This is a genomic window from Rhizobium sp. 862_C5_N1_2 (genome assembly GCF_051811205.1).
Lineage (GTDB): Bacteria > Pseudomonadota > Alphaproteobacteria > Rhizobiales > Rhizobiaceae > Rhizobium > Rhizobium leguminosarum.
The window spans coordinates 2,021,093-2,045,196 of record NZ_JBPWPT010000001.1 but is presented as its reverse complement, the minus strand read 5'-3'; the positions used below and the strand labels follow the sequence as shown (position 1 = coordinate 2,045,196).

Sequence of the window (24,104 nt, the reverse complement as noted above, 5' to 3'; positions counted from 1 at the left end):
GAACGGACAGGTTTCTCAACCTTGCCCGACCCCCATCCGGGGAGCCCGCATCAACGAAGGAGTTCAACTTGCCGGGCGCTGTCCAGGCCGGCCTCCGTCAGTCCTGTTGCATCGACGTCTGTAGGACATTGGGAGCCGGTGCAGACTGTCAAGATAAGGCAACCAGTTCTTCCGCCGCATAGTCTTCATCACCCCAGCGCTTACGGCCAGATCGCGATTCCGAAAATCGGATTCGATTTTCGGAAAGGATTATGCGCAAGCTCAACGTGCTAGCGCGTCCTATTGGAGTCGCGGCGCTCTAGTCTGCAGTCCGAATGTCGCACCGGCTCCATGCGATGTCGGTGCGCCGCACGGATTCGAAACCGGCCTCGCTTAAGCTTGCATCCTCATATTCAGAAGGCGCACCCATGTTTCTCTCGGTATTCGATGTCTTCAAGATCGGTGTCGGGCCGTCGAGCTCGCACACGATGGGTCCGATGTCGGCGGCCAACCGGTTTCTCGAGCTGATCCTGTCGAACGAATGGCCGCGCCCGTCATCGGGTGCACAGGTCACAGCGATCAAGGTCAGCCTGCACGGCTCGCTCGCCCATACCGGTATCGGCCACGGCACGGGCAGGGCTGTCATTCTCGGGCTGATGGGCGAGGCGCCCGACAGCGTCGATCCCGACAAAATGGACGGCATCGTCGACACGGTAGAGCGCACCGGCCGCATCATGCCGGAGGGCCATCCCGGCTATCAGTTCCAGCCGAAAACCGACCTGATCTTCGACAAGAAACAGCCGCTGCCGGGGCATGCCAACGGCATGGTCTTTTCCGCCTATGACAGGGACGGCCGGCTGCTCGTCAAGCGCATCTATTATTCGGTCGGCGGCGGCTTCGTCGTCACTGACACCGAGCTGGAGCAGATGCGGGCGAAGAAAAACGCGGCTGGTGGGACGCGCGTGCCCTATCCCTTCTCCACCGCCAAGCAGATGCTCGAGATGGCGGCGCGCTCCGGGCTGTCGATCGCGCAGATGAAGCGGGCGAATGAGGAGAGCCAGCGCAGCCAAGAGGAGCTCGATCAGGGGCTCGACCGCATCTGGGAGGCGATGCGCTCCTGCATCGAGCGCGGCCTCAAGGTCGAGGGCATCATGCCCGGCGGCCTCAACGTCAAGCGGCGCGCCCGCAGGATTCACGACAAGCTGGAAGAGGAATGGCGCAGCAACCGCATCAACCCGCTGCTCGCCAATGACTGGCTGAGCGTCTATGCGATGGCGGTCAACGAGGAGAATGCAGCCGGCGGGCGCGTCGTCACGGCGCCGACCAACGGCGCGGCCGGCGTCATCCCGGCGACGATCCGCTACTACGAGCATTTCCATGAGGACTGGGACCAGAACGGCATCCGCGACTATCTGCTGACGGCCGCTGCGATCGGCGGCATCATCAAGCACAATGCCTCGATCTCCGGCGCCGAGGTCGGCTGTCAGGGCGAGGTGGGCTCGGCAGCGGCAATGGCTGCCGCGGGCCTTGCCGCGGTCATGGGCGGAACGCCGGAGCAGATCGAGAACGCCGCCGAAATCGCGCTCGAACATCATCTCGGCATGACCTGCGATCCGATCGCGGGCCTGGTGCAGGTACCCTGCATCGAGCGCAACGCGCTCGGCGCCGTCAAGGCCGTCACGGCAGCCTCGCTCGCCATCAAGGGCGACGGCCAACATTTCGTGCCGCTCGACGCCTGCATCGAAACAATGCGCCAGACCGGGCATGACATGAGCGAGAAATATAAGGAAACCTCGACCGGGGGGCTCGCCGTCAACGTCGTCGAATGCTGAGTTTGTGGATGCTTGATGCTTGAAGCTTGACGCTCGCTGCCAAAAGGATTTCAACGGCAGCATGGCATTGCATCTCATCAAACTCTGTGTCGGCGCCGACTCGATAGACGATCTGCGCGAATGGGTGGCGGAACGCTCACTGCGCGCCATCGCCGCCGGACTCGAGCCGCATTCGGTGCATACGACGCGCATGGCGCCGAAACGGATGGAGGAGCTGCTTGACGGCGGCTCGCTCTACTGGGTGATTAAGGGGCAGGTGCAGGCGAGGCAGAAGCTGCTCGACATCGAGACCTTCACCGACGGCGAGGGGATTTCGCGCTGCCGCCTGATGCTCGGCCCGGAGGTCATCGAGACGGTCGTGCAGCCGAAGCGTCCGTTCCAGGGCTGGCGTTATTATACTGAGGATGACGTGCCGCGCGACCTGACAAGCCTTGGCGCCGGCATTGCCGAAATGCCCGCTGATCTTCGACGCGAACTTACGGACCTTGGTCTGCTCTAATCCCGGAAAACCGGAGCCGATTTCCGGAAAGGTTTATGCGTGGATTGAACGTCTTCCGCGCGTCCTTTCGGACGCGCGGCGCTCTGCAGTTCAGCGCAGGCGCAACTGCACCGGCGCGCTGCCGTCCGGCGAGGTCACATGCAGATGGATGCGGGCTTCGGGCTGGGAGTAACGCCAGGCGCGGGCGCCATGGCACAGCAGCAGATTGATGAGATCCCGGGTCTTCGGAGACTTCGCCTTCGGCCGCTGCAGGCCGATCTCGGCAAGGCGCAAGGCCGCCTCGTGCAGCGGATGGAGGGATGAGCGCCCTTTAGCCGCCATGCGGCGGTCGGCTGGCACTCCTGGAAAATTCTCATTGATCGCCATTGTTTTCCCCGTACGCAATACTGATCGAGTTCAAGAAAGGTGGCCGGAAACGCAAACACCGATTCCGGCCGTCACCGATGCCGCCGGCCATCTTGCAGGCAGCATCGAATAGCTCATTGGGCAGCCGCCCAGCACTTGATGCCGGCCTTCTTCAAGGCCTTGCAGGCATTGACGGCGTCGCGCTGGTCACCGAAGCCGCCGAAGCGGGCGCGATAAAGCTGGTCACCGCCAGCGGCATAGGCGACCGCGAAGGGCTTTGCCGAGGCCAGCGCCTTGCCGCCCTTGCTCTTGGCGCTTTCCAGAAGATCCATGGCCATCTGCCGGCTCGGCGAGACGCCGACCTGCACCACCCAGCCGGCCGGACCGTTGCTGGTTGAAGCAGCACGAGTCGGGGAGGGAGTGGTCGAGGCGGTGGTGACCTCATCGACCGAGGTATCGCCCTGTTCCGGCGGCATATAGGCGGGTGCCGGCGTCGGCACAGCGACCGATGCCTGCTGCTTGAAGGTCATGGTCTTGACTTTGGTCGGCGCCGGCATCGGCGCCACCAGCGGATTGTCGGATTTCGACTGAGCGGTCTCGGCATAGGCGACTTCGGTTTCGGCAACCTGATAGCGCGCATCCGGCAGCGGGCCTTTGTGCGGCAGGCTGAGATCGGCAGCCGCTGCTGAAATCGGCGGCTGCGCTGCGGTGATCGTCTTTGCGACCTGCTGTTGGGCCATTTGCGGCTGAGCTTTCTGCTGGGCCTTCTGCGGCAGGACCGGAGCGGGCGTCTCGATCATCGCCGGGGCAGGGGCTGCCTGGGCGATCAGCGCCGACGATCCGCCGCGGCTCGATGCCTTCGGCAGGTAACTGGCGATCAGATTGCGCATCTGGGCATCGCGGGCAGGCGTCGAGGCGCCACCGAGAACGACGCCGACGATCGACTTGCCGTCGACCTGCACCGAGCTCACCAGATTGAAACCGGCAGCGCGCGTGTAACCGGTCTTGATGCCGTCGACGCCGCGCACCGAACCGACCAGGCGGTTGTGGCTGCGGATCGTGCGGCTGCCGAACTTGAAGGCGCGGGTGGAGAAATAGCCGTAATATTGCGGGAAATGCTGGCGAAGGGCGATGCCAAGGCGGGCCTGGTCGCGCGCCGTCGTCATCTGCGCCGTATTGGGCAGGCCGTTGGCGTTGCGATAGGTGGTGCGCGTCATGCCGAGCGCATGCGCCTTGGCGGTCATCAGCTGGGCGAAGCGATCCTCGCTGCCACCGCCCAGCATTTCGCCGAGCGCAGTTGCGGCATCATTGGCCGACAGGGTGACGAGACCGAGAATGCCCTGCTCGACGGTGATCGTGCCACCGGCGCGCACGCCGAGTTTGGTCGGCGCCTGGGCTGCCGCATGGGCGGAGAAGGGGACCGGCGTATCGAGGCGGATGCGACCCTGCTCCAACGCCTCGAAGGTCATGTAGAGGGTCATCATCTTGGTCAGGGAGGCGGGGTATTGCAGCCGGTCGGCATTCTCACTGTAGAGAACGTTACCGGTCTTGGCGTCGACGACGATGCCTGCATATTTCGGATTTGCCGCTTCCGCGTCGGCATTCACCGAATCGACCAGGACGATCGTGACGGCCACCGAAAGGATCGCCAGCAGCTTTGCGAAAAAACTGCCGGATCGGGACGATGATACGGAGGAGACTGACCTTGACACTATTCCACTCTTCGCTTGCATTTCAGATATTTGGCACTTCAGATTTTGGCAGGAACCGCACACCTCCCGCCGTACAGCTCGTCTTCTAAAATTACCGGTTGGGCGTTACCAATCCGTTTATGATGAATCGTTTATTTCGCTGTCCGGAGAGCATTTTAGGGACTTGTCGCAGAACGGTTCACAAGACGCGCGTCCACAAAGGTGCGGATAGCGGCATCAATATGTTCCCAGTCGTCGAGATGGCTGCTTGAGAAACGGTAGAGAACGCTGAGATCCCTGCCGACCTTGATATCGCGCTGACAATCTCCGCCCGCCGCCTTATCTGGGGCTGACGGCAATATGCAGCGCACGACGTAATCCTGCCCACCCTTGATGGGCGCCGTCAGCAGCACTTCATCGCCGTAACCCGCATCGGCGCGAAGACGGTGCAGCGTCAGCCCGTCCCGGAAGGACTCGGCCGGGCCTTCAAGCAGATGCGAATAGATCGGTTCCAGCCGCCCGGACATGTCGCGCGACATGGTGCTCTGGGTGATCTGCAGGAAGATCAGCCCGGAGGATTGAGCGATATCGTCGAATCGAAGGTGGTTTTCCTTGCCGTAACCCTGCATTTCAGGCCAGGCGAGGTAGAGATCGACGCGCTCGGCGGCGCCTTCGTGTCTTTGACTCGGGAAGCGGATGGCATTCTCGGGGAATTTCACGGTGTCGCGGCCGATGGCCAGCTTGATTTCAGCCGTGCTGTCGGTGTTGCCGGCAAGCGAGATATGCCGGCCGAACCAACGGCCGCCAATGCTGATTGCAACAGTCAGGAGCGCCAGTACGGCGATCACCGCCATCGTGCGGAGGAGAAACCCCATGGAAAGAAGCGGTTGCTCGTCGGGTGCGCTGTGCGCGGCATGGCTCATGGCGGTTCTTCGGGTTTCGGTCCGCCGCAGGAAGAACATGAGCCGCCGGTGCCGATGATGAATCTCATCGTCATGATCGGACCAGCAGGGTTAATAATTCGCTAATGCGCTGATGGCGTAAGGCTCAAAAAGGAGCGAGCCGTTCCCGGGACAGCGGGAACGGCTCTTGGGCACCGGTCGGGGACGGGATGCGGGGACTGACCGGGCCGCAGGCAGCAGCCGGCATTGGCCGGCAGGCTGTTCTTACTTGACGCTACCGACCGCGACAGCGCGGCCGTCCTGAAGCTTCGACCAGCGCGCCGGATCGTCGGCGGACTGGCGCTTCAGATAGGTGTATTCGGTATCCGACCACAGCAGCACCTTGTTGCGCATGTTGTCGAGGATGAAGTCGCCGTGATCGGTGCGGACCGTCAGCACGGCATGGCCTTCGCCATTCGGCTGCAGCACGACGGTGATCAGCGTGTCGGACGGCGAGAAACCGTCGTCGATCAGCATCTTGCGCTTCAGCAGGGCGTAGTCCTCGCAGTCGCCGACGGTGCGCGGATAGGCCCAGCGCTCTTCGACACCGTAGATCTGCTCATCCGTCATCGGCTGGATCGTCGAATTGACGGTGTAGTTGACCTTGAGAATTTCCTTCCAGCGATCCTCGTTGAGGATGGCCGGTCCGGCATCGCCGCCGACTTCGACACATTCCGTCGGATTCGCCTTGCAGAATTCATAGTGTCCGATCGGCGGGCTGGCATTGCCTGCCAGTACCATGCTGGCGGGCATTGCCTGTCCCGAACCCGCCATTGCCATCATGATGGCACCGGCCAGAAGGCCGCCTTTCAGGATATTCGCAGTTGTCATTGCCGTCTCCCCGTAAGTTGAGGTGACAATGGCACAGACGTTTTTATCTCACGCAAAATTACGCATTAGAATTAAAGGCTTAGTTGATTCAAATGCCGATAAAACTTGGCTAAAAACAGATTCGAATGCGCATAAAATTTGACGCGGATTTGTCGCGAAATCGATTAAAATTGTAATCAACGCAACAAGGCTTTCGCCCGCGAAGGGGTTGCGTTGCCGCCCGCATGTTAAGGATTTTCGTTGAGCCGGGTAAATCTCAGCTGCCGGCTGGCGATCTGCGGCAACGCGCAGCCGGCCGGCGATGCCGCTGGAATGGGCCGATTCGGCCGGTTCAAAAGCAGATTGTCGCTCAGATCCTCGATTCCGGCAGGAAATTATTTTTGCTAGTTATCGCGAAATCGATCGGTGGCACCGACGATCGCCGCGCTCATATCGGGATTTGCGGTGGAATGGGCCGCATGCGCAAGGATGCTGAGCTCGCTTTTCGGCCAGGCGCGGGCCAGTTCCCAGGCCGTGACGAGCGGCGCCTCGATGTCGAACCGTCCCTGCAGCAGGATACCGGGGATGCCGGTGAGCCGCGCGGCGTTCTTCAAAAGCTGGGCGTCCTCCAGCCAGGCGCCATTGCTGAAGTAGTGGGTGATGATGCGGGCCCGTGTTAGCAAATAGGCCGGATCGGCCCAGCGGCGCGGCAGGCCTTGGGGATCGGCGAGGAGAATCGAGGCCGCCTCCCAATCATGCCAGTCGCGCGCCGCCTTGAGGCGCGTCTCCGGGTCCGGATCGTTGAGGAGACGATGATAGGCGGCAACCATGTCCTCATCTCGTCCCTGGCTGCCTGGGGAAACCGCCTGGCGGAAACGGTGCCATTCTTCCGGAAAGAGCGGCGCCATGCCGCGATAAAGCCAGTCGATTTCCGAGCGGCGGGTGGTGGTCACGCCTGACAGGACGACCGCGGAGACACGCTCCGGATGGGTTTCGGCATAGGTCAGCGCCAGCGTCGAACCCCAGGAATTGCCGAAAAGGAGCCAGGCCTCGATGCCGAGACAGGCCCGCAGCCGCTCGATATCGGCAACGAGATGCCAGGTGGTGTTGAGGGAGAGATCGGTTTCGGGATCGGCAGCGCTCGGCAGGCTGCGGCCACAATTGCGCTGATCGAACAGAATGATTCGGTAGGCATCGGGATCGAAATAGCGGCGCGCCGTGGGCGAACAGCCGGAGCCAGGGCCGCCATGCAACACCAGCGCCGGGCGGCCCGCCGGATTGCCGCAGGCCTCCCAGTAGATCTGGTTGCCATCGTCGGTATCGAGCAGACCATGATCATAGGGTTCGATTTCGGGATAGAGAGCTGACATCGGTGCGCCTGCGGTCGAAGCGGACCTTATCCATCATCTCGCTGACAAAGGGAAGACGGGTGAGGGCGGAGCGCTCTGGGACGCAAAATCACCGCACAATTTTGGGCGACCTCGTTGGGTGCCGATCGGTGTCGCAGCTTGTTCCACACATAATATAATCTACCGCCTGGGTGGAACGACTTGCGACAGGAATTCACGCTGCGTTCCAAAGCCAGATTTGTAGCCGCTTGCAAAGTCGTCGCGGTGAAGTGCAGGCTTTTCAACACGACCTGACCGGGTGCGCACCGGACCTGGCAATCGCGTTCGATGGAAGTCTGTCGAGAATTGGCACCCGCCACGGAATCCGTGGCATCGCCCATTTTCAGCAGCTGCTAAAGGAATTCCCGCAGCGTCTCGCGGGACTGGATCGACAGGAATTCGATCGCAACACCTTCGACGAAGTGGCGCACGACGCGACCACGCATGTTGCCGAGGCGCACGGCCGTTCCGATCGAAGGGCGCATCTCGACGTCGACGGCAGCGCCCGACAGCGAAAGGTCCATGATACGGCAGGAATAACGCGTGCCGTCCTCGAGCGTCAGTTCGGTCTTCGTGTCGCGTGGCGTCAGACGGTCGTGGCGGCGATCCTCGGGCAGGCCGAGTTCGTGCTTGTTGGCAAGCCAGGTGAGCTGGGCCGCGAGTTTCTCGCGTTTCCGGTCGGTGGCGTTGATCGACATGGTGAAGCCACGGCCATCGATCGTCTGGACATAACCTTCGACGCGGCCGAGATGGTCGATATAGGCGACGACGCGTTCGTTGGCGCGCGGCCGGCCGGGGCAGGTGACGTACATGTCGCCAGGCGACATGTCGATCACCATACATTCGAATTCCTCGTAATTCGCAAGCATCAGCCGGCCCTGCATATTGATGGGCACGCGCTGGAAAACGCCCTGTTCAGGGCGCGGCGCAGGTCGTTGCGTCTGAGCTGGCTGGAACGAGTGCATCAAAGGGCTTCTTCATCAAAATCGCAGAGACCGATCTTTACCCACAATCCATTAACAGAAGGTTGTTTCGCCCAGTCCCGACGTAGCGGAAAACGAGTATATCCGATGTCCTAAAATGGGACCGTCAGCGAGCCTCCACGCTCAGCAGCTGCGACACCATGCGGCGCATGACCTGCCCGAAATGGATGCTTTTGCCAGCGACGATCCTGTTGATGGGGCGCAGGTCGGCCGGTGCTGGCTTGTCGAATTTTCCGGGCAGCAGGCGGCTGCGGTCGAGCGCCAGGAATTCGAGCGGTACGATCTCCAGCCAGCTCGCGGTTACGGCCGGCGCGATCGCGCCGAGCAGCCGGTCGCAGGCGCCGTCCGGCGAACGCAGCGGCATCATGATAATCTCGAAGGAGGCCTGATGACCGACGGTGCTGTAGCCGGTGGCGTTGAACAGAGCCGGCATCGCATGGTCCATGACACCCATCGCCGTGCGTTCGATGTCCGCGAGCTGACTATTTGCCCAGAGAGACGAAAAACGTTCGCCGCGCAGGTCACGCCCAAAGAGATCACAGATGCGGGTGCCGGCGAGCCGGAAACCGATATCTCCGCCCTCGCGCCTCTCAAGAATAAACAAACTCTGGAGCAGGTGGGGGACGGCGGAGGGTTCGACCTGTGATTTCAGCGGCGCATCGGCAGCGCCGCGGATACGGTTCCAGTAGTCAAAAATTTCGATGGTCGTTTGCACACGCATTTCACACCAACCTGTCCCATTCCGGATCATTTTCGGGCAGTCATTGCCCGTACAGGCTCTACTATGCGGATTTCATGCCAGATCGCGGCGGTTAAGGTTAAGAAAGGGTTTCGGTTGAGATGCGGTGCCCGTCGTGACACTGTTCCGCATCGCTTCGACTTTCGAAGTTCAGCACAACCTACGGGCCGAGGTCTTTCCTGGAGCTCCCGGTACGCCGTCCGGCACTTCGGACGGCTTTTTTTTTGACAGTCGCTCCTGTATGGCTGTGGCCTCAACGAGGCGAAACACAGATGAATGAGCAGACGGCCGAGCCGCATAGGGCGCCCGAACCTCCCGAGGTCCAGCCGCCGGCACGGCCACCGCGCGAACCGGTCTTCAACCTTCCTCCGGCGCTGTTCTTCAGCCTTTGCCTGCTTGGGGTCATCTATGCGGTGCAGGAACTCCTGCTCTCCGACGATGCGCTGAACTGGCTGTTCTTCACCTTCGGCTTCGTTCCCGCCCGTTATGTGATTCCGCTGTCGCAGCAAGGGCCGGAGCTGTTCTGGACGCCCGTCACCTATTCGCTGCTGCACGGCAGCGTCCAGCATATCCTCTTTAACGCCTTCTGGCTGATGGCCTTCGGCGCGCCGGTCGTGCGCCGCATCGGGACGCTGCGTTTCGTGCTCTTCTGGGTTTTTTCCGCCGTCGCCTCCGCCGCCCTGCACGCGGTGCTGAACTGGGGGGATGTGTCACTGCTGATCGGCGCGTCGGGCGTCATCTCCGGGCTGATGGGCGCCGCCTGTCGATTCGCCTTTCCGGCCGAACGGCGGCCGATGGCGCCGGCGCATCTCAATCCCCGGCTTTCCATCGTCGGGGCGCTGAAGAGCCGCACCGTCATCATCTTCATGCTGCTCTGGCTGGTCGGCAACGCGCTGATCGCCGTCGGCATCCCGCTCGTCGGCGACAGCGACCAGGCGATTGCCTGGGATGCGCATATCGGCGGATTCGTCTTCGGCTTCTTGCTGTTTTCGCTGTTTGATCGGGCGCCGCGCCCGCCGGTGATGGAACCTGACGGAACCGAGAAGGATATGTTGCAATCCTGAGCCGGGCAGTGCACCATCAACCTATCTGCGATGGGGGGAGAAACCGCCGCGGATGCCTGTGACAAGTGTTTCACGGACATAGGAGGTTCGAATGACCAGTTCAGTCAAAGCAATCCTCGACCTGAAGGGCAGAGACGTCATCACTGCCGGGCCGAGCACTACCGTCGCCGAGGCGGCCGCCATCCTCAGCAAGAAAAAGATCGGCGCCATCGTCGTCGTCGGCATGGAGAACAGGATTTCGGGAATGTTCACCGAGCGCGATCTCGTGCATGCGATCGCCAAACACGGCAAGGCAGGCCTCGACCAGTCGCTGGCCCAGGTCATGACCGCGAAGGTCTACCGCTGCCATGAGGATACGACCGTCAACGAGCTTATGGAGCTGATGACCAGCCGCCGTTTCCGTCACGTGCCGGTGGAAAGCAATGGCAAGCTTGCAGGCATCATTTCGATCGGCGACGTGGTGAAATCGCGCATCGCCGAAGTCGAGCGTGAGGCCGAGGAAATCAAGGCCTATATCGCCGGCTGAGGTTTTAGCCGGCCGTGCTTGACCGATGTCGTTATCGCAAAACCGCTGCAGGCTTTTAGACGGCCTGCATCAGGGGTGGCTGGCGTAGACTTCCTGCATGCGCTTGATCTCGGGGAGCCGGGCCCTGGCTTCCTCGTAGCCGCGTTCGATCGCCTCGCCAGCCCGGTGGAATTCGGAAAGGCCGATATAGCTGAGACGCGGCTGCAGTGAAATATCCGGCGGGTCGCCGGCAAGGCGGGCGCGGGCGATCCTATCCTGGATAATGTTGAAGGCCTGCACCATGACGCCGGTCATACCGAGGCGCGCATAGGGCGCCTCTTCCTGCTTCTGCACTTCCTGCGGAGAGAGGCTGGCATTGTGCCGGACGACGGCCGAGCGGCCGTAGAGATCGTAATTGAGATTGACGGCGACGACGAGCGGCTGTTCGTAGGCGCGGCAGACGGAGACGGGGACGGGATTGACCAGCGCCCCGTCGACCAGCGTGCGATGGTTGCTGCGCACCGGCTCGAAAATGCCGGGCAGGGCATAGGAGGCGCGCAGCGCCGTAATCAGCGAACCATTGGCAATCCAGACCTCATGGCCGGTATTGACCTCGGCCGCGACCGCGACGAATGGCCGGTCGAGATCCTCGACGTTCAGGCCTTCGAGATGTTCCTGCATGCGCTTGGTCAGCCGCATGCCGCCGAACAGGCCGCTGCCGCCGATGGTGAGGTCGAGGAGACTTGCGATACGGCGCATCGTCAGCGAGCGCGCGAAGCTTTCGAGTTCATCGAGTTTGCCGGCGAGATAGCAGCCGCCGACCAGCGCGCCGATAGAGGTGCCGGCAATCATGCCGATCTCGACCTTAGCCTCGTCGAGTGCGCGCAGCACACCGATATGGGCCCAGCCGCGGGCAGCGCCGCCGCCGAGCGCGAGCGCAATCTTGATTTTCTTTTGAGGCGCCGGAGGCGGGAGCATATCGAGCGTGGTCGACATGCCGGAACCAGAACCCTCGCCTTCAGAGCTTTGACGATGCAGACTCCAGCTCAACATGGCGCTCTCCCCTCCCAGCAGAACACGTGATTTCCGATAGTGTGCCCGATCAGTTTCCAAATGGTATATAGAAGCGGTTTCTGGCGCAATAAGGAGCAAGTACCGGGAAATTCGGGCTATTTTCCGTAGACATCCTGCGGATCGAATTGAAGCTCGTCGTCAACGATATCAAGCATCGGCTTTCCGTCCTGAAGCGTGATCGTCCGGTAGAAACAGGAGCGGCGGCCGGTGTGACAGGTGGCGTCGTGGCCGGCGACCTCGACCTTCAGCCAGATGGCGTCCTGATCGCAATCGGTGCGGATTTCCTTCACGGTCTGGAGATTGCCGGAGGTCTCGCCCTTCTTCCAGAGCTTGCCGCGCGAACGGCTGAAATAATGCGCCGTGCCGGTCTGGATGGTCAGCGCCAATGCCTGGGCATTCATATGCGCCACCATCAGCAACTCGCCATCGCCAGCATCGGTGACGATCGCGGTGATCAGGCCGCGGTCGTCGAAACGTGGCGTGAAATCGCCGGCGTCTTCCAACGCCGACTTGTCCTCGGATGGTTGATTGAAGATCAGTTGACTCATCGCGGCCCTCCTGAGGGAGCCGGTATCAGCGGCTCCGCACCATAGTCATGAAACGGGCCTGATCGGCCGGCTCCGTCTTGAACGTTCCCGTAAAGGTGGTCGTCAACGTGGTCGAGCCCTGCTTCTGAACGCCGCGCATCGCCATGCACATGTGTTCGGCCTCGATCAACACGGCGACACCGCGCGGATGCAGCGTATCGTCGATTGCCCGGGCGATCTGCGCGGTCATCGTTTCCTGCGTCTGCAGGCGGCGGCCATAGATCTCAACGACACGGGCAATCTTCGACAGGCCGAGCACACGTCCGTCCGGCATGTAGGCGACGTGAGCCTTGCCGATGATCGGCACCATGTGGTGTTCGCAATGCGAGTAAAACGGAATGTCCTTGACGAGGACCATGTCGTCGTAACCGGCGACCTCCTCGAATGTGCGGCCGAGCACGTCTTCCGCCGCCATGTCGTAACCGGAAAAGAGTTCGCGGTACGATTTGACGACGCGGGCCGGCGTTTCGAGCAGGCCTTCACGCGTCGGGTCATCACCGGCCCAGCGCAGCAGAACGCGAACGGCTTCCTCCGCCTCCTGCTGGGAGGGGCGATCCGAGTCGCGGTTCGTCTGCGGAAAATTCTTTACGATGGCGTCCATGAACAATGGTCTCCTGGTCCGCACCGCGGACCCATCTGTCGGAATCGCCACTGGTCAATCCCATGCGGGAATTCATGCACCTTTGGCAGGCTCCGGGGCTTTCAGGGCAAGTTCAGCCCGTCCGGCACGGTTTCCCAATCAAACTTACACGAGGCCATTGCATTTTAATGGCCTTCGAACGACATACATATAGGAAGACGGCCATCGTATGTAAGTATCCTCAGACGACACGGTGTGTTTTTTGTTTTGATGACAATAACGCCCCCATAAAGGCCGATCCGCAGTGATTTTGGAGCGGAAATCCAGCATGGACGATATCTACAACAGCAAAATCCTCGAATTCGCCGGCAATATTCCGTTGACCGGCACGCTTGATGATGCGGATGCGACCGCCCAGGCCTATTCCAAGCTCTGCGGCTCGAAGGTGCGGATCTGGCTGAAGATGGATGGCGATGCGGTGACCGGTTTTGCCCATGAGGTGAAGGCCTGCGCGCTCGGCCAGGCCTCGTCCTCGATCATGGCCCGCCATGTGGTCGGCGCCACATCGGGCGAATTGCGCCAGGCACGCCAGGACATGCTCGCCATGTTGAAGGCGGATGGAGCGGGGCCACAGGGACGGTTCGAAGACATGCGTTATCTCCAGCCGGTGCGGGACTACAAGGCCCGCCATGCTTCGACGATGCTGACCTTCGATGCGGTCGTTGACGCGATCGGGCAGATCGAGGCGAAACGGGCGGAAGTTGTCGAGGCGTAACTAACATGTGCGAGTTCTGCGCCCAGCAGGCTGAAGATGAGGACGACGGTGGCGCCGCCGGATCGGACAAGCCGCGTGAAAAGGCCGCACGCACTTCCCGCAATTACACCGGTCCTTTCCGCAAAACTCCCGACCGCCTGCTCGGCATGGGTCTCATCCGCCTCTACCAGCTGACGCTGTCCGGCTTTGTCGGCAATTCCTGCCGCCATATCCCGACCTGCTCCGAATATGGCTACGAGTCGATCGCCCGCCACGGCCTCTGGGCCGGCGGCTGGATGACGCTGTTTCGCGTCGGCCGCTGCGGCCCGGGCGGCACCAGCGGCCTCGACCAGGTGCCGGAGATACTCGGCGACAGCTTCCGCTGGTGGACCCCATGGCGTTATCTCGCCCTCGGACGCAAGAGAGGGCGAGTGCCATGAGCACCTTCATAGCCCTTCTGCACAGCATTGTCCTGACGCCCGATCGCCGCGTCATCATGCAGGATTTGCGCGCACTTGCCGAAGAACTCGGTTATCGCGAGCCGCGCACGCTGGTTTCCACAGGCAATCTCGTCTTCGAGGCCGACGATATGCGGCCGCACGAACTCGAAGTAACCCTGGAAGAGGGCTTTGAAGAAAAGTTCGGCAAACATGTCGATATCATCGTGCGCAGCGACTGCACCTGGATGGCGCTTTGCAGCACCAATCCCTTCAAGGACGGCAACGGCGACCAGGTGATCGTCCGGGTGATGCGTCTGCCGGTCGACCCGAAGAAGGTGGAGGCGCTGAAGCCGCTGATGACGGAGGGACAGCGCATCGCCGTCGTCGGCGGCGATCTCTGGATCGATTTCGCCGGCAAGCCGAGCCAATCCAAGCTGCTTTCGGCGCTGACGACCAAGCAGCTTGGCGTCGGTACGATGTGCAACTGGAACACCGTGCGCGGCCTCACCGAAATGATCATATAGCCCCGCTTCTTCTTTACTCAGACAGGAAATGATGCCGCTACTGACGGTCGGTATGCTGCGCACTGGAACACGGTGCGAACTCTGATGGACATGCTGGATTAGATGCAAGGAAAACACGTCTTCAAAGGTTTTCATCACTTGAGAAAAAATGTACTTGCAGTTGAATAAGTGACAGATATCAGTGTATTTCCTGTTCTAATTTTTGAAATTCCGTCACTGATGAAGCTCTTTCACTATCTCGCGACTGCCTCGCTTTTTCTCGCCGTCTCTATTGCCAACTCCCCGGCAGCTGCTGCAACCGCAGTTGACCCAGCATCGGAAGCCACGTGCCGCCATCTGGCGCGTGATGGCGTAGAAATCGACAATCTCGCTTACTGGCGGGATGCGCTTGCCGCTTGCGAAGCCTATTTGCAGGCAGAACCAAGCTCCATCGACGCCCGTTATTTCTGGCTCGCCAGCAAGTTCAACCTTCAGCAATTCGAACCGGCCCTTGCCGGATTCGAGGAGTTGGCGGCCCAGGGGCACGCACCCTCCATGGATTACCTGGCGAAGGCATCTGCTTACGGTCTCGGGCGTGAGCGTGATTTCAAAGCCGCGCTGGCCTGGCTGAGAAAGGCAAGAGAAGCAAACGATCCGCGCTCCGCCGACTATCTTGGAGAGATGTACATGTTGGGGTGGGGCGTTGCGCAGGACTTTGTCATGGCGCGCTCCTATTTCGAACTTGCAGATCGGCTGGGCTACATTCCCGCCAAGAGGTCGCTTGCCTGGATGTATCTGGACGGGATTGGTGTTCCCGTTGACGCCGAGCGGGGTTTTGGACTGCTTTCAGCCGCAGCACAACTGGGCCATGAGAGAGCGACAACGGACATCACATTCCTTTACACGAAAGGCATCGGAACGGAGAAGAATGCCAGCCGCGCCGTTGCCATGCTGGACGACCTGGTGCGGAAAGGTTCCGCCGATGGAATGAGGACGCTTGCTCGATATTATCTGAGAGATGGGGACAAGACGCAGAGAAAGACCGCGCTCGATCTCCTTGAGAAAGCCGTGGCACTTGGCGACGGCAATGCGATGAGGACGCTGGCAGACGTCTACGTGGCGGGCAGAGAGACGAAGCGTGACTTCGCAAAGGCCGAGAGCCTGCTGGATCAGGCAATTGCGCAAGACATACTCGCTGCCTATCGCAGCAAGGCTTTGCTTTTATTGAAGATGCCCGATCCGCGCTATGACCAGGCCATGTACTGGATGAAGGAAGCTGCCTCTCGTGGGAATGCCCGTGCCATGGCAGATGTGGGCGCCATGTATGAGCAAGGTAAAGGTGTGCCGGTAGACGAGAGCGAAGCCCGCATCTGGTATGGAAAATCTGCCGAACTCGGAGATTCCAGCGGCGCCCGACGTTTCGGTCAATCGCTCTATATGGGAACGGGTGGTCCTCGTGACGTCGAAAACGGCGTGAAATGGCTGGAGAAGTCTGCGGCCGCCGGCGAGACAGACGCCATGCGGGTGCTTGCCTATGGTTATGAAAAAGGCGGCGGCCTTCCCAAGGATGTGGTCAAAGCTTTCGAATGGTTCCAGAAGGCGGCGGAGGCAGGAGATACCAACGCATTTCTCGAAGTCGCTGACCGCTCCTATGACGGTTCGGGTACGACTGCCGACGCTAAAAAATCCTTTGTCTGGTATCTCAAGGCGGCCGAAAATGGCTCGGCCAAGGCCCAGTATTGTGTTGGGCTTTTGTATGAAAGAGGCGAGGGTACGGCTCAGGATTCGAGAGAAGCCGTACACTGGTTTAAGGCCGCTGCAGAGAACGGATTTATCGATGCCTTCGCCGAGCTTGGCGAAATGTACGCCAATGATGCCAACCTGCCGCGGGACGACGGCAAGTCGATCGACTATCTGGAAAAAGGCGCGGCCGCCGGTAACGTCACGGCGATGATCCTGCTCGGCATCAAGTATGAGGATGGCGATGGGGTCGCCCGCGACTATGCGAAAGCGATCGAGTGGTACGAGGCGGCGGCGAACAAGAACTCTGCTGATGCGATGTACAGGCTCGGGACGCTCTATCGAGGAGCGGATGGAAACCTGAAGGATTTCGGCAAAGCTCTGGAATGGCTGACGAAGGCCGGGGCCCATGGCAATGCGAAAGCGCAATACTCCCTGGGCGATATCTACGAATACGGGCAGGGCGTGCCTATTGATCGCTCCAAGGCGCTCAGCTGGTTCATGATGGCGGCCTTCAAGCAATATCCTGAAGCGATGAACGCCGTCGGCTACTACTACCAGAATGGCATCGGCACCAAAGAGGACCAGACCATCGCCCGCAACTGGTATCAGAAGGCGGCCGATGCGGGATCTGCGGCCGGCGCTCTTAATCTTGGGTGGTACTACGAGAACGGCAAGGATCAAGATCAGGCTATCGCATTCCAATATTACAAAAAATCCGCCGAGCTGAATTCGGCCGGCGGCATGTTCTCGCTCGGGCGTTTCTACGACGATGGCCTCGGAATTGCTGTCAACCGGCAAGAGGCCATCAAGTGGTATCTGCGGGCGATGGACACTGGCTACAACAGAGCCGCCTATCGGCTGGCCTATGCCTATGATGCGACCTTCAGTTCGGATAACGCAGCCGAAAACATCCTTCTGGCAATGCGGCAGGGAGACCGGCAGATTGCCGATGAGTTGAAGGCGTTTTCATCTTTCACCCGCACGGCACTGAAAAGAAGCCTCTCGCGACGCGGCCTTTACGATGGGCCACTGGACGATGAGATTGACCAGCCCTTGAAATCGGCGCTCAGGGATTACGCAATGACCTACGGCGGATAGACGCACGACCTCGTTTCGGTGCCGGATCGCCCCGCTTTTTCTTTACTCGGGCAGCAAATCTGGCTATCAGGCGGCGGCGCATCCAAGGACGGAGGCGCTGTCGTTGCAACCACCCGCATTCGTTGGCGGGACTGGACAAGGAGAATTTCGATGTCCCAAGCTATTTCCCTGACATTTCCCGATGGTTCCGTGCGCAGCTACGATGCTGGCGCAACCGGCCGGGATGTCGCCGAATCCATTTCCAAGTCGCTCGCCAAGAAGGCAGTCGCCGTTGCAATCGACGGCACCGTGCGCGACCTTTCCGATCCCGTGCCGACGGGCAGGATCGAGATCATCACCCGCAATGACGACCGCGCGCTGGAACTCATCCGCCACGACGCGGCGCATGTCATGGCCGAAGCGGTGCAGGAACTCTGGCCCGGCACCCAGGTGACGATCGGTCCGGTCATTGAAAACGGCTTCTATTACGACTTCGCCAAGAACGAGCCCTTCACACTCGACGATCTGCCGAAGATCGAAAAGAAGATGAAGGAAATCATCGCCCGCAACGCCGCCTTCACCAAGCAGGTCTGGTCGCGCGAGAAGGCGAAACAGGTCTTCGCCGACAAGGGCGAGCAGTACAAGGTCGAACTCGTCGACGCGATCCCGGAAGGGCAGGATCTCAAGATCTATTATCAGGGCGACTGGTTCGACCTTTGCCGCGGCCCGCACATGGCCTCGACCGGCCAGATCGGCTCAGCCTTCAAGCTCTTGAAGGTGGCCGGCGCCTATTGGCGCGGCGACAGCAACAATCCGATGCTGAGCCGCATCTACGGCACGGCCTTTGCCGAGCAGTCGGAACTCGACAACTACCTGCATATGCTTGCCGAAGCTGAAAAGCGCGATCACCGCCGCCTCGGCCGCGAGATGGATCTCTTCCATTTCCAGGAAGAGGGTCCTGGCGTCGTCTTCTGGCACGGCAAGGGCTGGCGCGTCTTCCAGACGCTGGTCGCCTATATGCGCCGCCGGCTGGCCGGCGATTATCAGGAAGTCAATGCGCCGCAGGTGCTCGACAAATCGCTGTGGGAAACCTCCGGTCACTGGGGCTGGTACCGCGATAACATGTTCAAGGTGACGGTTGCCGGCGACGACACCGACGACGACCGTGTCTTTGCGCTGAAGCCGATGAACTGCCCCGGCCATATCCAGATCTTCAAGCACGGGCTGAAATCCTACCGCGAGCTGCCGATCCGGCTTGCCGAATTCGGCAATGTCCATCGCTACGAACCGTCGGGCGCGCTGCACGGGCTGATGCGCGTGCGCGGTTTCACGCAGGACGATGCGCATATCTTCTGCACCGACGAGCAGATGGCCGCCGAATGCCTGAAGATCAACGACCTGATCCTTTCGGTCTATAAGGATTTCGGCTTCGACGAAGTCACCATCAAACTTTCGACCCGGCCGGACAAGCGCGTCGGTTCGGACGAACTCTGGGACCGCGCCGAAAACGTGATGATGGGCGTGCTGGAGACGATCCAGCAGCAGTCGAATGACATCAAGACCGGCATTCTGCCGGGCGAGGGCGCCTTCTACGGGCCGAAGTTCGAATATACGCTGAAGGATGCGATCGGCCGCGAATGGCAGTGCGGCACGACGCAGGTCGACTTCAACCTGCCGGAACGCTTCGGCGCCTTCTATATCGACAGCAACTCCGAAAAGACGCAGCCGGTGATGATCCACCGCGCCATCTGCGGCTCGATGGAGCGCTTCCTCGGCATCCTGATCGAGAACTTCGCCGGCCACATGCCGCTTTGGGTATCGCCGCTTCAGGTGGTGGTCGCAACGATCACCTCGGAAGCCGACGCCTACGGGCTTGAAGTGGCCGAGGCGCTGCGCGAGGCCGGTCTCAACGTCGAAACCGACTTCCGCAACGAGAAGATCAACTACAAGGTCCGCGAACATTCGGTCACCAAGGTTCCTGTCATCATCGTCTGCGGCAGGAAGGAGGCCGAGGAGCGCACGGTCAATATCCGCCGCCTCGGCAGCCAGGAACAGGTTTCGATGGGGCTAGACGCCGCCGTCGAGAGCCTTGCCCTCGAAGCGACACCGCCCGACATTCGTCGCAAGGCCGAAGCAAAAAAAGCCAAGGCGGCCTGAATAGCAGGGATCCGACAGCGCCAGGCTCGGCGCTGTCGGAAATCCGGTCTGCGCGTCGCCCGAGTCCGAGCGGCGCTTCAACGAATCTCCCCATACCAATGATGAAACCTGCTGATTTGTGCGGCCGGGGGCTTCTAAGTCGCGATAACGAGGCCGTCCTAACGATGGCGCCGCAGAAGCGCGCCTTCCAAACGTCTCGGCTGAGCCGAAACCGCGCGCGGTAAAATCAATCGAGGCTGGTGTCGTCGCCGCCCTGCGGCACGAGCTGTTCGTAGGACGGCAGCGGCGCCACCGGGGCCGGCTGGACGCCCGGCGGTGTCGGTGTGCCCACAGGCACCTGCTGCACCGTGCGGGCAGCATCCGCCGGCGGCTGCGGCTGCTGGTCCTTCATCAGGACCTCGACATCGGTGTTCCTGCCGGCGACGACGGTGAAATCGCGCTGGTAGATCTTGTCCTTGTTGCGGGCGACGGCGGAATATCCGCCTTCGGCGAGAACCATGGTCGGGAAGGCGCTGACGCTTTCGCCGACGCTGTCGCCGGCCGCCGTCAGGATCGACCATGCCGTATCGGCGATCGCCTCGCCACCGGCGTCCGAGACCAGCTTGAAGGTGATCTGCGCGGCGCGATGCTGGATCGTCGCTTCGGTCAGCTTGCCGGCCTCGACCTGGATGTCGGCGCGGATCACGGCGTTGACGCTGCCATATTCGGAAACGATGTGGTAGGTGCCGGCATTGAGGCGGACAACGGTATTCGGCGAGACATCGGCCATGACGAGGCCGCGCTCGCCATCGTCGCGCACTTCCGAGGAATAGATCGAGAAGCTCAACTGGTCGGGGCGGATGCGGGCATCGGTGCCGGAGACGGCATTGAGCAGCAGGCCGCCGGCATCGAGCACCATCACCTGCTTGTCGACCTCGCCTTCAGCGGGCACGGTCAGTTTTTTGGTGACGCCGGCGCGGCCGAAGGAGACGTTGACGAAATAATCGCCCGGAGCGAGCTGGAAGGCGGCGGGCCCGCCCTTGGCGCTGGCGATCAGCGGCAGCTTGCCGTCGGATCCGGCGATCGGGCTGAAGACGTACCAGGAGAGGCCTTCCTCAATCGGAGTGCCGTCCGCCGTCAGCTTGGCCTCCATCGGGACGTCGCGCAGCTTGACCCCTTCGGGCGCCGCACCGGGCGCGATGAAGGCATCGAGCTTCGGCATCTTCGGCGTCGATTCAAGCTGTTTGAATCCCTTGAAGGCATCCTGAGCGCCGGCGCCGAAGGGCGTCAGTATGATCAGGGCAATGGCAAGGCCGATGCGTGCAAAAGGCAAAATGCCAAACATCTGTTTCGTGAACCGATTGACTTCTGAAATCGCAAAGGCCACTTCAAGACCAACGCGATGGCAAATTCAAGACCCACCCTTTGCAGCAGCATAAATAATGAGAGCCTCTCCCGCATGAAATCCGATATCAAGCTGATCGACTACCTCGCCGTGCGCCGCTCCATCCCCGCTTTCCAGATGTGCGAACCAGGCCCCGAGAAGGCCGAGATCGAGGAGATCCTGCGTCTCGCCTCGCGTGTTCCCGATCACGGCAAGATCGCCCCCTGGCGGTTCATCGTCTATCGCGGAGAGCAGCGCGTGCGTCTCGGCGAGGAGCTTCTGACGCTGGCACTTCAGACAAAGCCCGAACTTTCCGAAGAGATGATCCAGGTCGAGCGTACCCGTTTCACCCGTGCGCCCGTGGTCGTCGCCGTCGTCAGCAAGGCAGGACCGCATATCAAGATCCCGGAATGGGAGCAACTGATGTCGGCCGGCGCGCTTTGCTTCAACGTCATTCTCGCCGCCAACGCCAATGGTTATGTCGCCAACTGGCTGACGGAGTGGTTCGCCTATGACGAGCGCGCCTATCCGCTGCTCGGCGTCGGTCCGGATGAAAAGGTGGCAGGCTTCATCCATATCGGCTCGACCACATTTCCGGCAATTGAGCGGCCGCGGCCGGAACTTGCCGATACGGTAACCTGGGTCGGCGGAGACGACTGATGTTCTACACCACCGACAGCAACCGGCACGGGCTCGCGCATGACCCGTTCAAGGCGATCGTGTCGCCGCGCCCGATCGGCTGGATTGGCAGCAAGGGCAGGGATGGCTCGATCAATCTCGCGCCCTATTCGTTCTTCAATGCCGTTGCCGACCGGCCGAAGCTGGTGATGTTTTCTTCCGCCGGGCGCAAGCACAGCCAGCGCAATGCGGCCGAGACCGGCGTCTTCACCTGCAATTTCGTCGGCCGCGATCTCGCTGAGAAGATGAATCTCTCCTCGGCGGCGCTGCCCTACGGCGACAGCGAATTCGATTTCGCCGGCCTGACGCCGAAGCCGGCCGAACTGATCGACGCGCCCTATGTCGGCGAGGCTTTCGCGGTGCTCGAATGCAAGGTCACGGAGATCATCGAGCCGAAGACGCTGTCGGGGGAACCGTCCGAAAACGTCCTGGTCTTCGGCGAAGTGGTCGGCATACGCATCGACGAAGCGATCGTCAGGGACGGCCGCCTCGACATGTCGATCGCCCGACCTGTCGCCCGCATGGGTTACATGGATTACAGCGAAGGCAGCGATGTTTTCGAGATGGTTCGGCCGAAGCCGCAGCAAGGCTGAGCCGAACCGGTAAGGCGTATAAAGACTTAAGAAATATGGTGAACCAATCTTAAACCTTTTACCGCTACGGTCGCAGCATTGAATGGAGCGCGAGGGAATCGCGTTCAAGTGCTGGGGCGTCGCGTGATCGTAGAAGCTTTCCTTCGTTGGATCGAAACGGCCAAGACCGGTGACCGGGCCCGAGCCGCAAACGCACTCGGGCGCGCCTATCTGCAGTCCGAAATGTCTGCGGACGAGCGGGCGGCGGCCGAAATGGCGATGACCTTTCTTCTCGACGATCCGTCGCCACGCGTGCGGCTTGCGCTTGCCGAGGCGATCGCCTGGTCGCCCGATGCGCCGCGCAGCCTGATCCTTTCGCTTGCCGAAGACCAGCCCGAGGTTGCCTGCCATGCGGTGACCTGTTCGCCACTTTTGAGCGACGCTGATCTGGTCGACCTTGCCGCGCGCGGCAATGGCGCGACCCGCATGCTGATCGCGGCGAGGGCGCATGTGACGCGCCCGGTCTCCGCCGCGCTTGCGGAGGTCGGCGACGAGGAAGAACTCCTCTGCCTGCTCGAGAATGACGGCGCGGTGATCTCCAGCCTGTCGTTGAAGCGCATCGCCGAACGGCTCGGGGACTGCTGCGATATCCGCAACCTGCTTCTCGACCGAAGCGACCTTCCGGCCGATGCCCGCCAGTTGCTCACCCAGCATGTCAGCAATGCGCTGATCGGGCTGCCGTTGGTGCAGGCGGCGATCGGCCTGCAGCGGCTCCAGCGCATCAGCCGCGAGGCGACCGAGGCTGCCATCGTCTCGATCGCCGGCGATATTGCCCCGCGCGAAATCCCCGACCTCGTCCAGCATCTGCGCCTCAACGGCCGGCTGACGCCATCCTTCCTGATGCATGCGCTCTGCGCCGGCAAGGTGGACTTCTTCGCCGGCGCGATCGTCGATCTGACCGCGTGCAGCGAGCGCCGGGTGCGTTCGATCCTGGCAACCGGGCGTATGCATGCCGTGCGTGCGCTCTACGAGTCCGCCGGCCTGCCGAGGAATATCAGCGTGATCTTTGTCGAGGCGACGATGCTGTGGCGCGACGCCGCCAGAAAAGCGCCGGGCAGCGTGCTCGGCAATGTCTGCGGCCGTCTTCTCGAAAAATTCCGCCATCATGATGCGCATGGCGCGATCGGCGAACTGCTCGACCTGGTGGAAAAGCTGCATGTTAACGAGCAGCGACAATCGGCCCGCGTCTACGCGGCGCTTGCGGCCGCCTAATCAGCGAGCCGCGTCACCACCCAGGAATAGCTGGCGGAGACGAAGTGCACGGGTTTGGTGAGTGTATCCCTGACGCTTCTGCCCGAGGGCAGATGGGCGCGGACCTGCCCGGCGATGCCTTCAGCAAAACCGGCGATCCTTCCTGCCGGTAACTCGGGCGCTGCGACAGCGACCTCGGGCGCAGCGGCAGGCACGGGCGCCGGCTTCGGCGGCTCGGCGGCGGCGATGGCTTTCGGCGCCTCGCACACCGCGATCACCGAGGGATAGTTGACATTGACATAGGTCTTCAGGCGTCGTTCGGCTTCCGCATCGCAGGCGGCAACGGTTTCCCAGCGTTTATCGACCGTCGCGACATAATTGCACTGGCTGATCGAATCGTCGCAGCCGAGAATGGTCATCGCGATCAGCACCGCTTGCATATTCTGCTTCCTTGATTATTGAGCACCTCATCGTCTTAGAGGGTGCAATTCCAACCGAATGAAGGCACCGGCATTAACTCTTCGTCATGTCGGGAAAAATTGTGCCCCG

General features: G+C 61.3%; 24 protein-coding genes. 12 read left to right on the top strand and 12 right to left on the bottom strand.

Translation table 11 applies throughout. The annotated features are described in order from the left end of the window. Positions 1 to 407 precede the first annotated feature (407 nt). Both ACD590_RS10360 and ACD590_RS10355 read left to right on the top strand, forming a co-directional pair. Positions 408 to 1,811, top strand: a complete 1,404-nt coding sequence (locus ACD590_RS10360) for an L-serine ammonia-lyase (RefSeq protein ID WP_026230502.1) — start codon at positions 408 to 410, stop codon at positions 1,809 to 1,811. Positions 1,812 to 1,872: 61 nt separating this feature from the next. Beyond that, positions 1,873 to 2,310 (top strand): DUF1489 family protein, encoded by a 438-nt coding sequence (locus ACD590_RS10355; RefSeq protein WP_028733748.1) that lies wholly within the window; start codon positions 1,873 to 1,875, stop codon positions 2,308 to 2,310. Positions 2,311 to 2,400: 90 nt separating this feature from the next. Here the strand turns inward: ACD590_RS10355 and ACD590_RS10350 are convergent, their stop codons facing one another. From ACD590_RS10350 to ACD590_RS10320, 7 genes are all read right to left on the bottom strand, one after another. Beyond that, on the bottom strand, positions 2,401 to 2,676 hold the full coding sequence (locus ACD590_RS10350) for a hypothetical protein (RefSeq protein ID WP_003559631.1): 276 nt from the start codon (positions 2,674 to 2,676) through the stop codon (positions 2,401 to 2,403). 113 nt (positions 2,677 to 2,789) lie between these two features. Next, positions 2,790 to 4,388 (bottom strand): serine hydrolase, encoded by a 1,599-nt coding sequence (locus ACD590_RS10345; protein WP_439002520.1) that lies wholly within the window; start codon positions 4,386 to 4,388, stop codon positions 2,790 to 2,792. Positions 4,389 to 4,522: 134 nt separating this feature from the next. After that, on the bottom strand, positions 4,523 to 5,308 hold the full coding sequence (locus ACD590_RS10340) for a hypothetical protein (RefSeq protein ID WP_439002519.1): 786 nt from the start codon (positions 5,306 to 5,308) through the stop codon (positions 4,523 to 4,525). Positions 5,309 to 5,512: 204 nt separating this feature from the next. Then, a complete protein-coding gene (locus ACD590_RS10335; protein WP_018242123.1) occupies positions 5,513 to 6,118 on the bottom strand; it encodes a transglutaminase-like cysteine peptidase in 606 nt (201 codons plus the stop codon). A 383-nt stretch (positions 6,119 to 6,501) separates the two neighbouring features. Further along, positions 6,502 to 7,467, bottom strand: coding sequence for a prolyl aminopeptidase (gene pip / locus ACD590_RS10330; protein WP_439002518.1), 966 nt, complete (start codon positions 7,465 to 7,467; stop codon positions 6,502 to 6,504). 371 nt (positions 7,468 to 7,838) lie between these two features. Further along, a complete protein-coding gene (locus tag ACD590_RS10325) occupies positions 7,839 to 8,450 on the bottom strand; it encodes a PilZ domain-containing protein (protein WP_018072182.1) in 612 nt (203 codons plus the stop codon). 124 nt (positions 8,451 to 8,574) lie between these two features. Then, positions 8,575 to 9,219, bottom strand: a complete 645-nt coding sequence (locus ACD590_RS10320) for a PAS domain-containing protein (protein ID WP_130652447.1) — start codon at positions 9,217 to 9,219, stop codon at positions 8,575 to 8,577. Between the two features lie 260 nt (positions 9,220 to 9,479). Between ACD590_RS10320 and ACD590_RS10315 the strand changes: the two genes are divergently transcribed. Together ACD590_RS10315 and ACD590_RS10310 are read left to right on the top strand one after the other, a co-directional pair. Beyond that, positions 9,480 to 10,271 carry a rhomboid family intramembrane serine protease gene (locus ACD590_RS10315; protein WP_065277530.1) on the top strand — a complete coding sequence of 264 codons (792 nt, stop codon included), beginning with the start codon at positions 9,480 to 9,482 and terminating at the stop codon, positions 10,269 to 10,271. Positions 10,272 to 10,362: 91 nt separating this feature from the next. After that, entirely contained in the window at positions 10,363 to 10,797 is a 435-nt protein-coding gene (locus ACD590_RS10310; protein ID WP_130652446.1) for a CBS domain-containing protein, read from the top strand. Positions 10,798 to 10,866: 69 nt separating this feature from the next. On the opposite strand, the gene ACD590_RS10305 is transcribed toward ACD590_RS10310, so the two are convergent. The 3 genes from ACD590_RS10305 to folE form a co-directional block, all read right to left on the bottom strand. Further along, entirely contained in the window at positions 10,867 to 11,829 is a 963-nt protein-coding gene (locus tag ACD590_RS10305; RefSeq protein WP_018242118.1) for a patatin-like phospholipase family protein, read from the bottom strand. A gap of 116 nt (positions 11,830 to 11,945) precedes the next feature. Beyond that, positions 11,946 to 12,398 (bottom strand): phosphoribosyl-AMP cyclohydrolase, encoded by a 453-nt coding sequence (gene hisI / locus ACD590_RS10300; RefSeq protein WP_018242117.1) that lies wholly within the window; start codon positions 12,396 to 12,398, stop codon positions 11,946 to 11,948. 25 nt (positions 12,399 to 12,423) lie between these two features. Then, positions 12,424 to 13,038 carry a GTP cyclohydrolase I FolE gene (gene folE, locus ACD590_RS10295; RefSeq protein ID WP_003559608.1) on the bottom strand — a complete coding sequence of 205 codons (615 nt, stop codon included), beginning with the start codon at positions 13,036 to 13,038 and terminating at the stop codon, positions 12,424 to 12,426. A 307-nt stretch (positions 13,039 to 13,345) separates the two neighbouring features. Here folE and ACD590_RS10290 point away from each other — a divergent pair, with 307 nt between their 5' ends. The 5 genes from ACD590_RS10290 to thrS all read left to right on the top strand — a co-directional run bounded on the left by ACD590_RS10290 (position 13,346) and on the right by thrS (position 19,691). After that, on the top strand, positions 13,346 to 13,792 hold the full coding sequence (locus ACD590_RS10290) for an iron-sulfur cluster assembly scaffold protein (protein WP_018242116.1): 447 nt from the start codon (positions 13,346 to 13,348) through the stop codon (positions 13,790 to 13,792). A 5-nt stretch (positions 13,793 to 13,797) separates the two neighbouring features. Next, positions 13,798 to 14,211: a membrane protein insertion efficiency factor YidD gene (yidD, locus tag ACD590_RS10285; RefSeq protein ID WP_130652445.1), complete on the top strand. Its 414-nt coding sequence runs from the start codon at positions 13,798 to 13,800 to the stop codon at positions 14,209 to 14,211. Beyond that, the gene (locus tag ACD590_RS10280) at positions 14,208 to 14,735 is read left to right on the top strand and encodes a DUF1697 domain-containing protein (RefSeq protein ID WP_439002517.1); all 528 of its coding nucleotides are present in this window, start codon (positions 14,208 to 14,210) and stop codon (positions 14,733 to 14,735) included. Before yidD ends, ACD590_RS10280 begins: the two co-directional genes overlap by 4 nt. A gap of 219 nt (positions 14,736 to 14,954) precedes the next feature. Continuing rightward, on the top strand, positions 14,955 to 17,555 hold the full coding sequence (locus tag ACD590_RS10275) for a tetratricopeptide repeat protein (RefSeq protein ID WP_439002516.1): 2,601 nt from the start codon (positions 14,955 to 14,957) through the stop codon (positions 17,553 to 17,555). 150 nt (positions 17,556 to 17,705) lie between these two features. Further along, on the top strand, positions 17,706 to 19,691 hold the full coding sequence (thrS, locus tag ACD590_RS10270) for a threonine--tRNA ligase (protein WP_130652443.1): 1,986 nt from the start codon (positions 17,706 to 17,708) through the stop codon (positions 19,689 to 19,691). Between the two features lie 226 nt (positions 19,692 to 19,917). Here the strand turns inward: thrS and ACD590_RS10265 are convergent, their stop codons facing one another. After that, positions 19,918 to 21,015: a hypothetical protein gene (locus tag ACD590_RS10265; RefSeq protein ID WP_028733740.1), complete on the bottom strand. Its 1,098-nt coding sequence runs from the start codon at positions 21,013 to 21,015 to the stop codon at positions 19,918 to 19,920. Between the two features lie 114 nt (positions 21,016 to 21,129). Between ACD590_RS10265 and ACD590_RS10260 the strand changes: the two genes are divergently transcribed. From ACD590_RS10260 to ACD590_RS10250, 3 genes are all read left to right on the top strand, one after another. After that, a complete protein-coding gene (locus ACD590_RS10260; protein ID WP_130652442.1) occupies positions 21,130 to 21,714 on the top strand; it encodes a nitroreductase family protein in 585 nt (194 codons plus the stop codon). Further along, complete coding sequence (locus ACD590_RS10255) at positions 21,714 to 22,325, top strand: flavin reductase family protein (protein WP_130652441.1); 612 nt, start codon at positions 21,714 to 21,716, stop codon at positions 22,323 to 22,325. Before ACD590_RS10260 ends, ACD590_RS10255 begins: the two co-directional genes overlap by 1 nt. Positions 22,326 to 22,433: 108 nt before the next feature. After that, positions 22,434 to 23,576 (top strand): DUF2336 domain-containing protein, encoded by a 1,143-nt coding sequence (locus tag ACD590_RS10250; protein ID WP_026230507.1) that lies wholly within the window; start codon positions 22,434 to 22,436, stop codon positions 23,574 to 23,576. Here the strand turns inward: ACD590_RS10250 and ACD590_RS10245 are convergent. Further along, positions 23,573 to 23,995, bottom strand: coding sequence for a hypothetical protein (locus tag ACD590_RS10245; RefSeq protein ID WP_130652440.1), 423 nt, complete (start codon positions 23,993 to 23,995; stop codon positions 23,573 to 23,575). The genes ACD590_RS10250 and ACD590_RS10245 overlap by 4 nt on opposite strands. Positions 23,996 to 24,104: the final 109 nt, after the last annotated feature.

Excerpts from the sequence above, each read along its gene's own strand:
- ACD590_RS10260 (WP_130652442.1), top strand. The coding sequence starts at position 21,130 with ATGAAATCCGATATCAAGCTGATCGACTACCTCGCCGTGCGCCGCTCC.
- ACD590_RS10355 (WP_028733748.1), top strand. The coding sequence starts at position 1,873 with ATGGCATTGCATCTCATCAAACTCTGTGTCGGCGCCGACTCGATAGAC.
- ACD590_RS10290 (WP_018242116.1), top strand. The coding sequence starts at position 13,346 with ATGGACGATATCTACAACAGCAAAATCCTCGAATTCGCCGGCAATATT.
- ACD590_RS10350 (WP_003559631.1), bottom strand. The coding sequence starts at position 2,676 with ATGGCGATCAATGAGAATTTTCCAGGAGTGCCAGCCGACCGCCGCATG.
- ACD590_RS10255 (WP_130652441.1), top strand. The coding sequence starts at position 21,714 with ATGTTCTACACCACCGACAGCAACCGGCACGGGCTCGCGCATGACCCG.
- hisI (WP_018242117.1), bottom strand. The coding sequence starts at position 12,398 with ATGAGTCAACTGATCTTCAATCAACCATCCGAGGACAAGTCGGCGTTG.
- ACD590_RS10245 (WP_130652440.1), bottom strand. The coding sequence starts at position 23,995 with ATGCAAGCGGTGCTGATCGCGATGACCATTCTCGGCTGCGACGATTCG.
- ACD590_RS10275 (WP_439002516.1), top strand. The coding sequence starts at position 14,955 with ATGAAGCTCTTTCACTATCTCGCGACTGCCTCGCTTTTTCTCGCCGTC.
- ACD590_RS10345 (WP_439002520.1), bottom strand. The coding sequence starts at position 4,388 with ATGCAAGCGAAGAGTGGAATAGTGTCAAGGTCAGTCTCCTCCGTATCA.
- ACD590_RS10265 (WP_028733740.1), bottom strand. The coding sequence starts at position 21,015 with ATGTTTGGCATTTTGCCTTTTGCACGCATCGGCCTTGCCATTGCCCTG.
- ACD590_RS10340 (WP_439002519.1), bottom strand. The coding sequence starts at position 5,308 with ATGTTCTTCCTGCGGCGGACCGAAACCCGAAGAACCGCCATGAGCCAT.
- ACD590_RS10360 (WP_026230502.1), top strand. The coding sequence starts at position 408 with ATGTTTCTCTCGGTATTCGATGTCTTCAAGATCGGTGTCGGGCCGTCG.
- folE (WP_003559608.1), bottom strand. The coding sequence starts at position 13,038 with ATGGACGCCATCGTAAAGAATTTTCCGCAGACGAACCGCGACTCGGAT.
- ACD590_RS10315 (WP_065277530.1), top strand. The coding sequence starts at position 9,480 with ATGAATGAGCAGACGGCCGAGCCGCATAGGGCGCCCGAACCTCCCGAG.
- ACD590_RS10305 (WP_018242118.1), bottom strand. The coding sequence starts at position 11,829 with ATGTTGAGCTGGAGTCTGCATCGTCAAAGCTCTGAAGGCGAGGGTTCT.
- ACD590_RS10325 (WP_018072182.1), bottom strand. The coding sequence starts at position 8,450 with ATGCACTCGTTCCAGCCAGCTCAGACGCAACGACCTGCGCCGCGCCCT.
- ACD590_RS10310 (WP_130652446.1), top strand. The coding sequence starts at position 10,363 with ATGACCAGTTCAGTCAAAGCAATCCTCGACCTGAAGGGCAGAGACGTC.
- pip (WP_439002518.1), bottom strand. The coding sequence starts at position 7,467 with ATGTCAGCTCTCTATCCCGAAATCGAACCCTATGATCATGGTCTGCTC.
- ACD590_RS10335 (WP_018242123.1), bottom strand. The coding sequence starts at position 6,118 with ATGACAACTGCGAATATCCTGAAAGGCGGCCTTCTGGCCGGTGCCATC.
- yidD (WP_130652445.1), top strand. The coding sequence starts at position 13,798 with ATGTGCGAGTTCTGCGCCCAGCAGGCTGAAGATGAGGACGACGGTGGC.
- ACD590_RS10280 (WP_439002517.1), top strand. The coding sequence starts at position 14,208 with ATGAGCACCTTCATAGCCCTTCTGCACAGCATTGTCCTGACGCCCGAT.
- thrS (WP_130652443.1), top strand. The coding sequence starts at position 17,706 with ATGTCCCAAGCTATTTCCCTGACATTTCCCGATGGTTCCGTGCGCAGC.
- ACD590_RS10320 (WP_130652447.1), bottom strand. The coding sequence starts at position 9,219 with ATGATCCGGAATGGGACAGGTTGGTGTGAAATGCGTGTGCAAACGACC.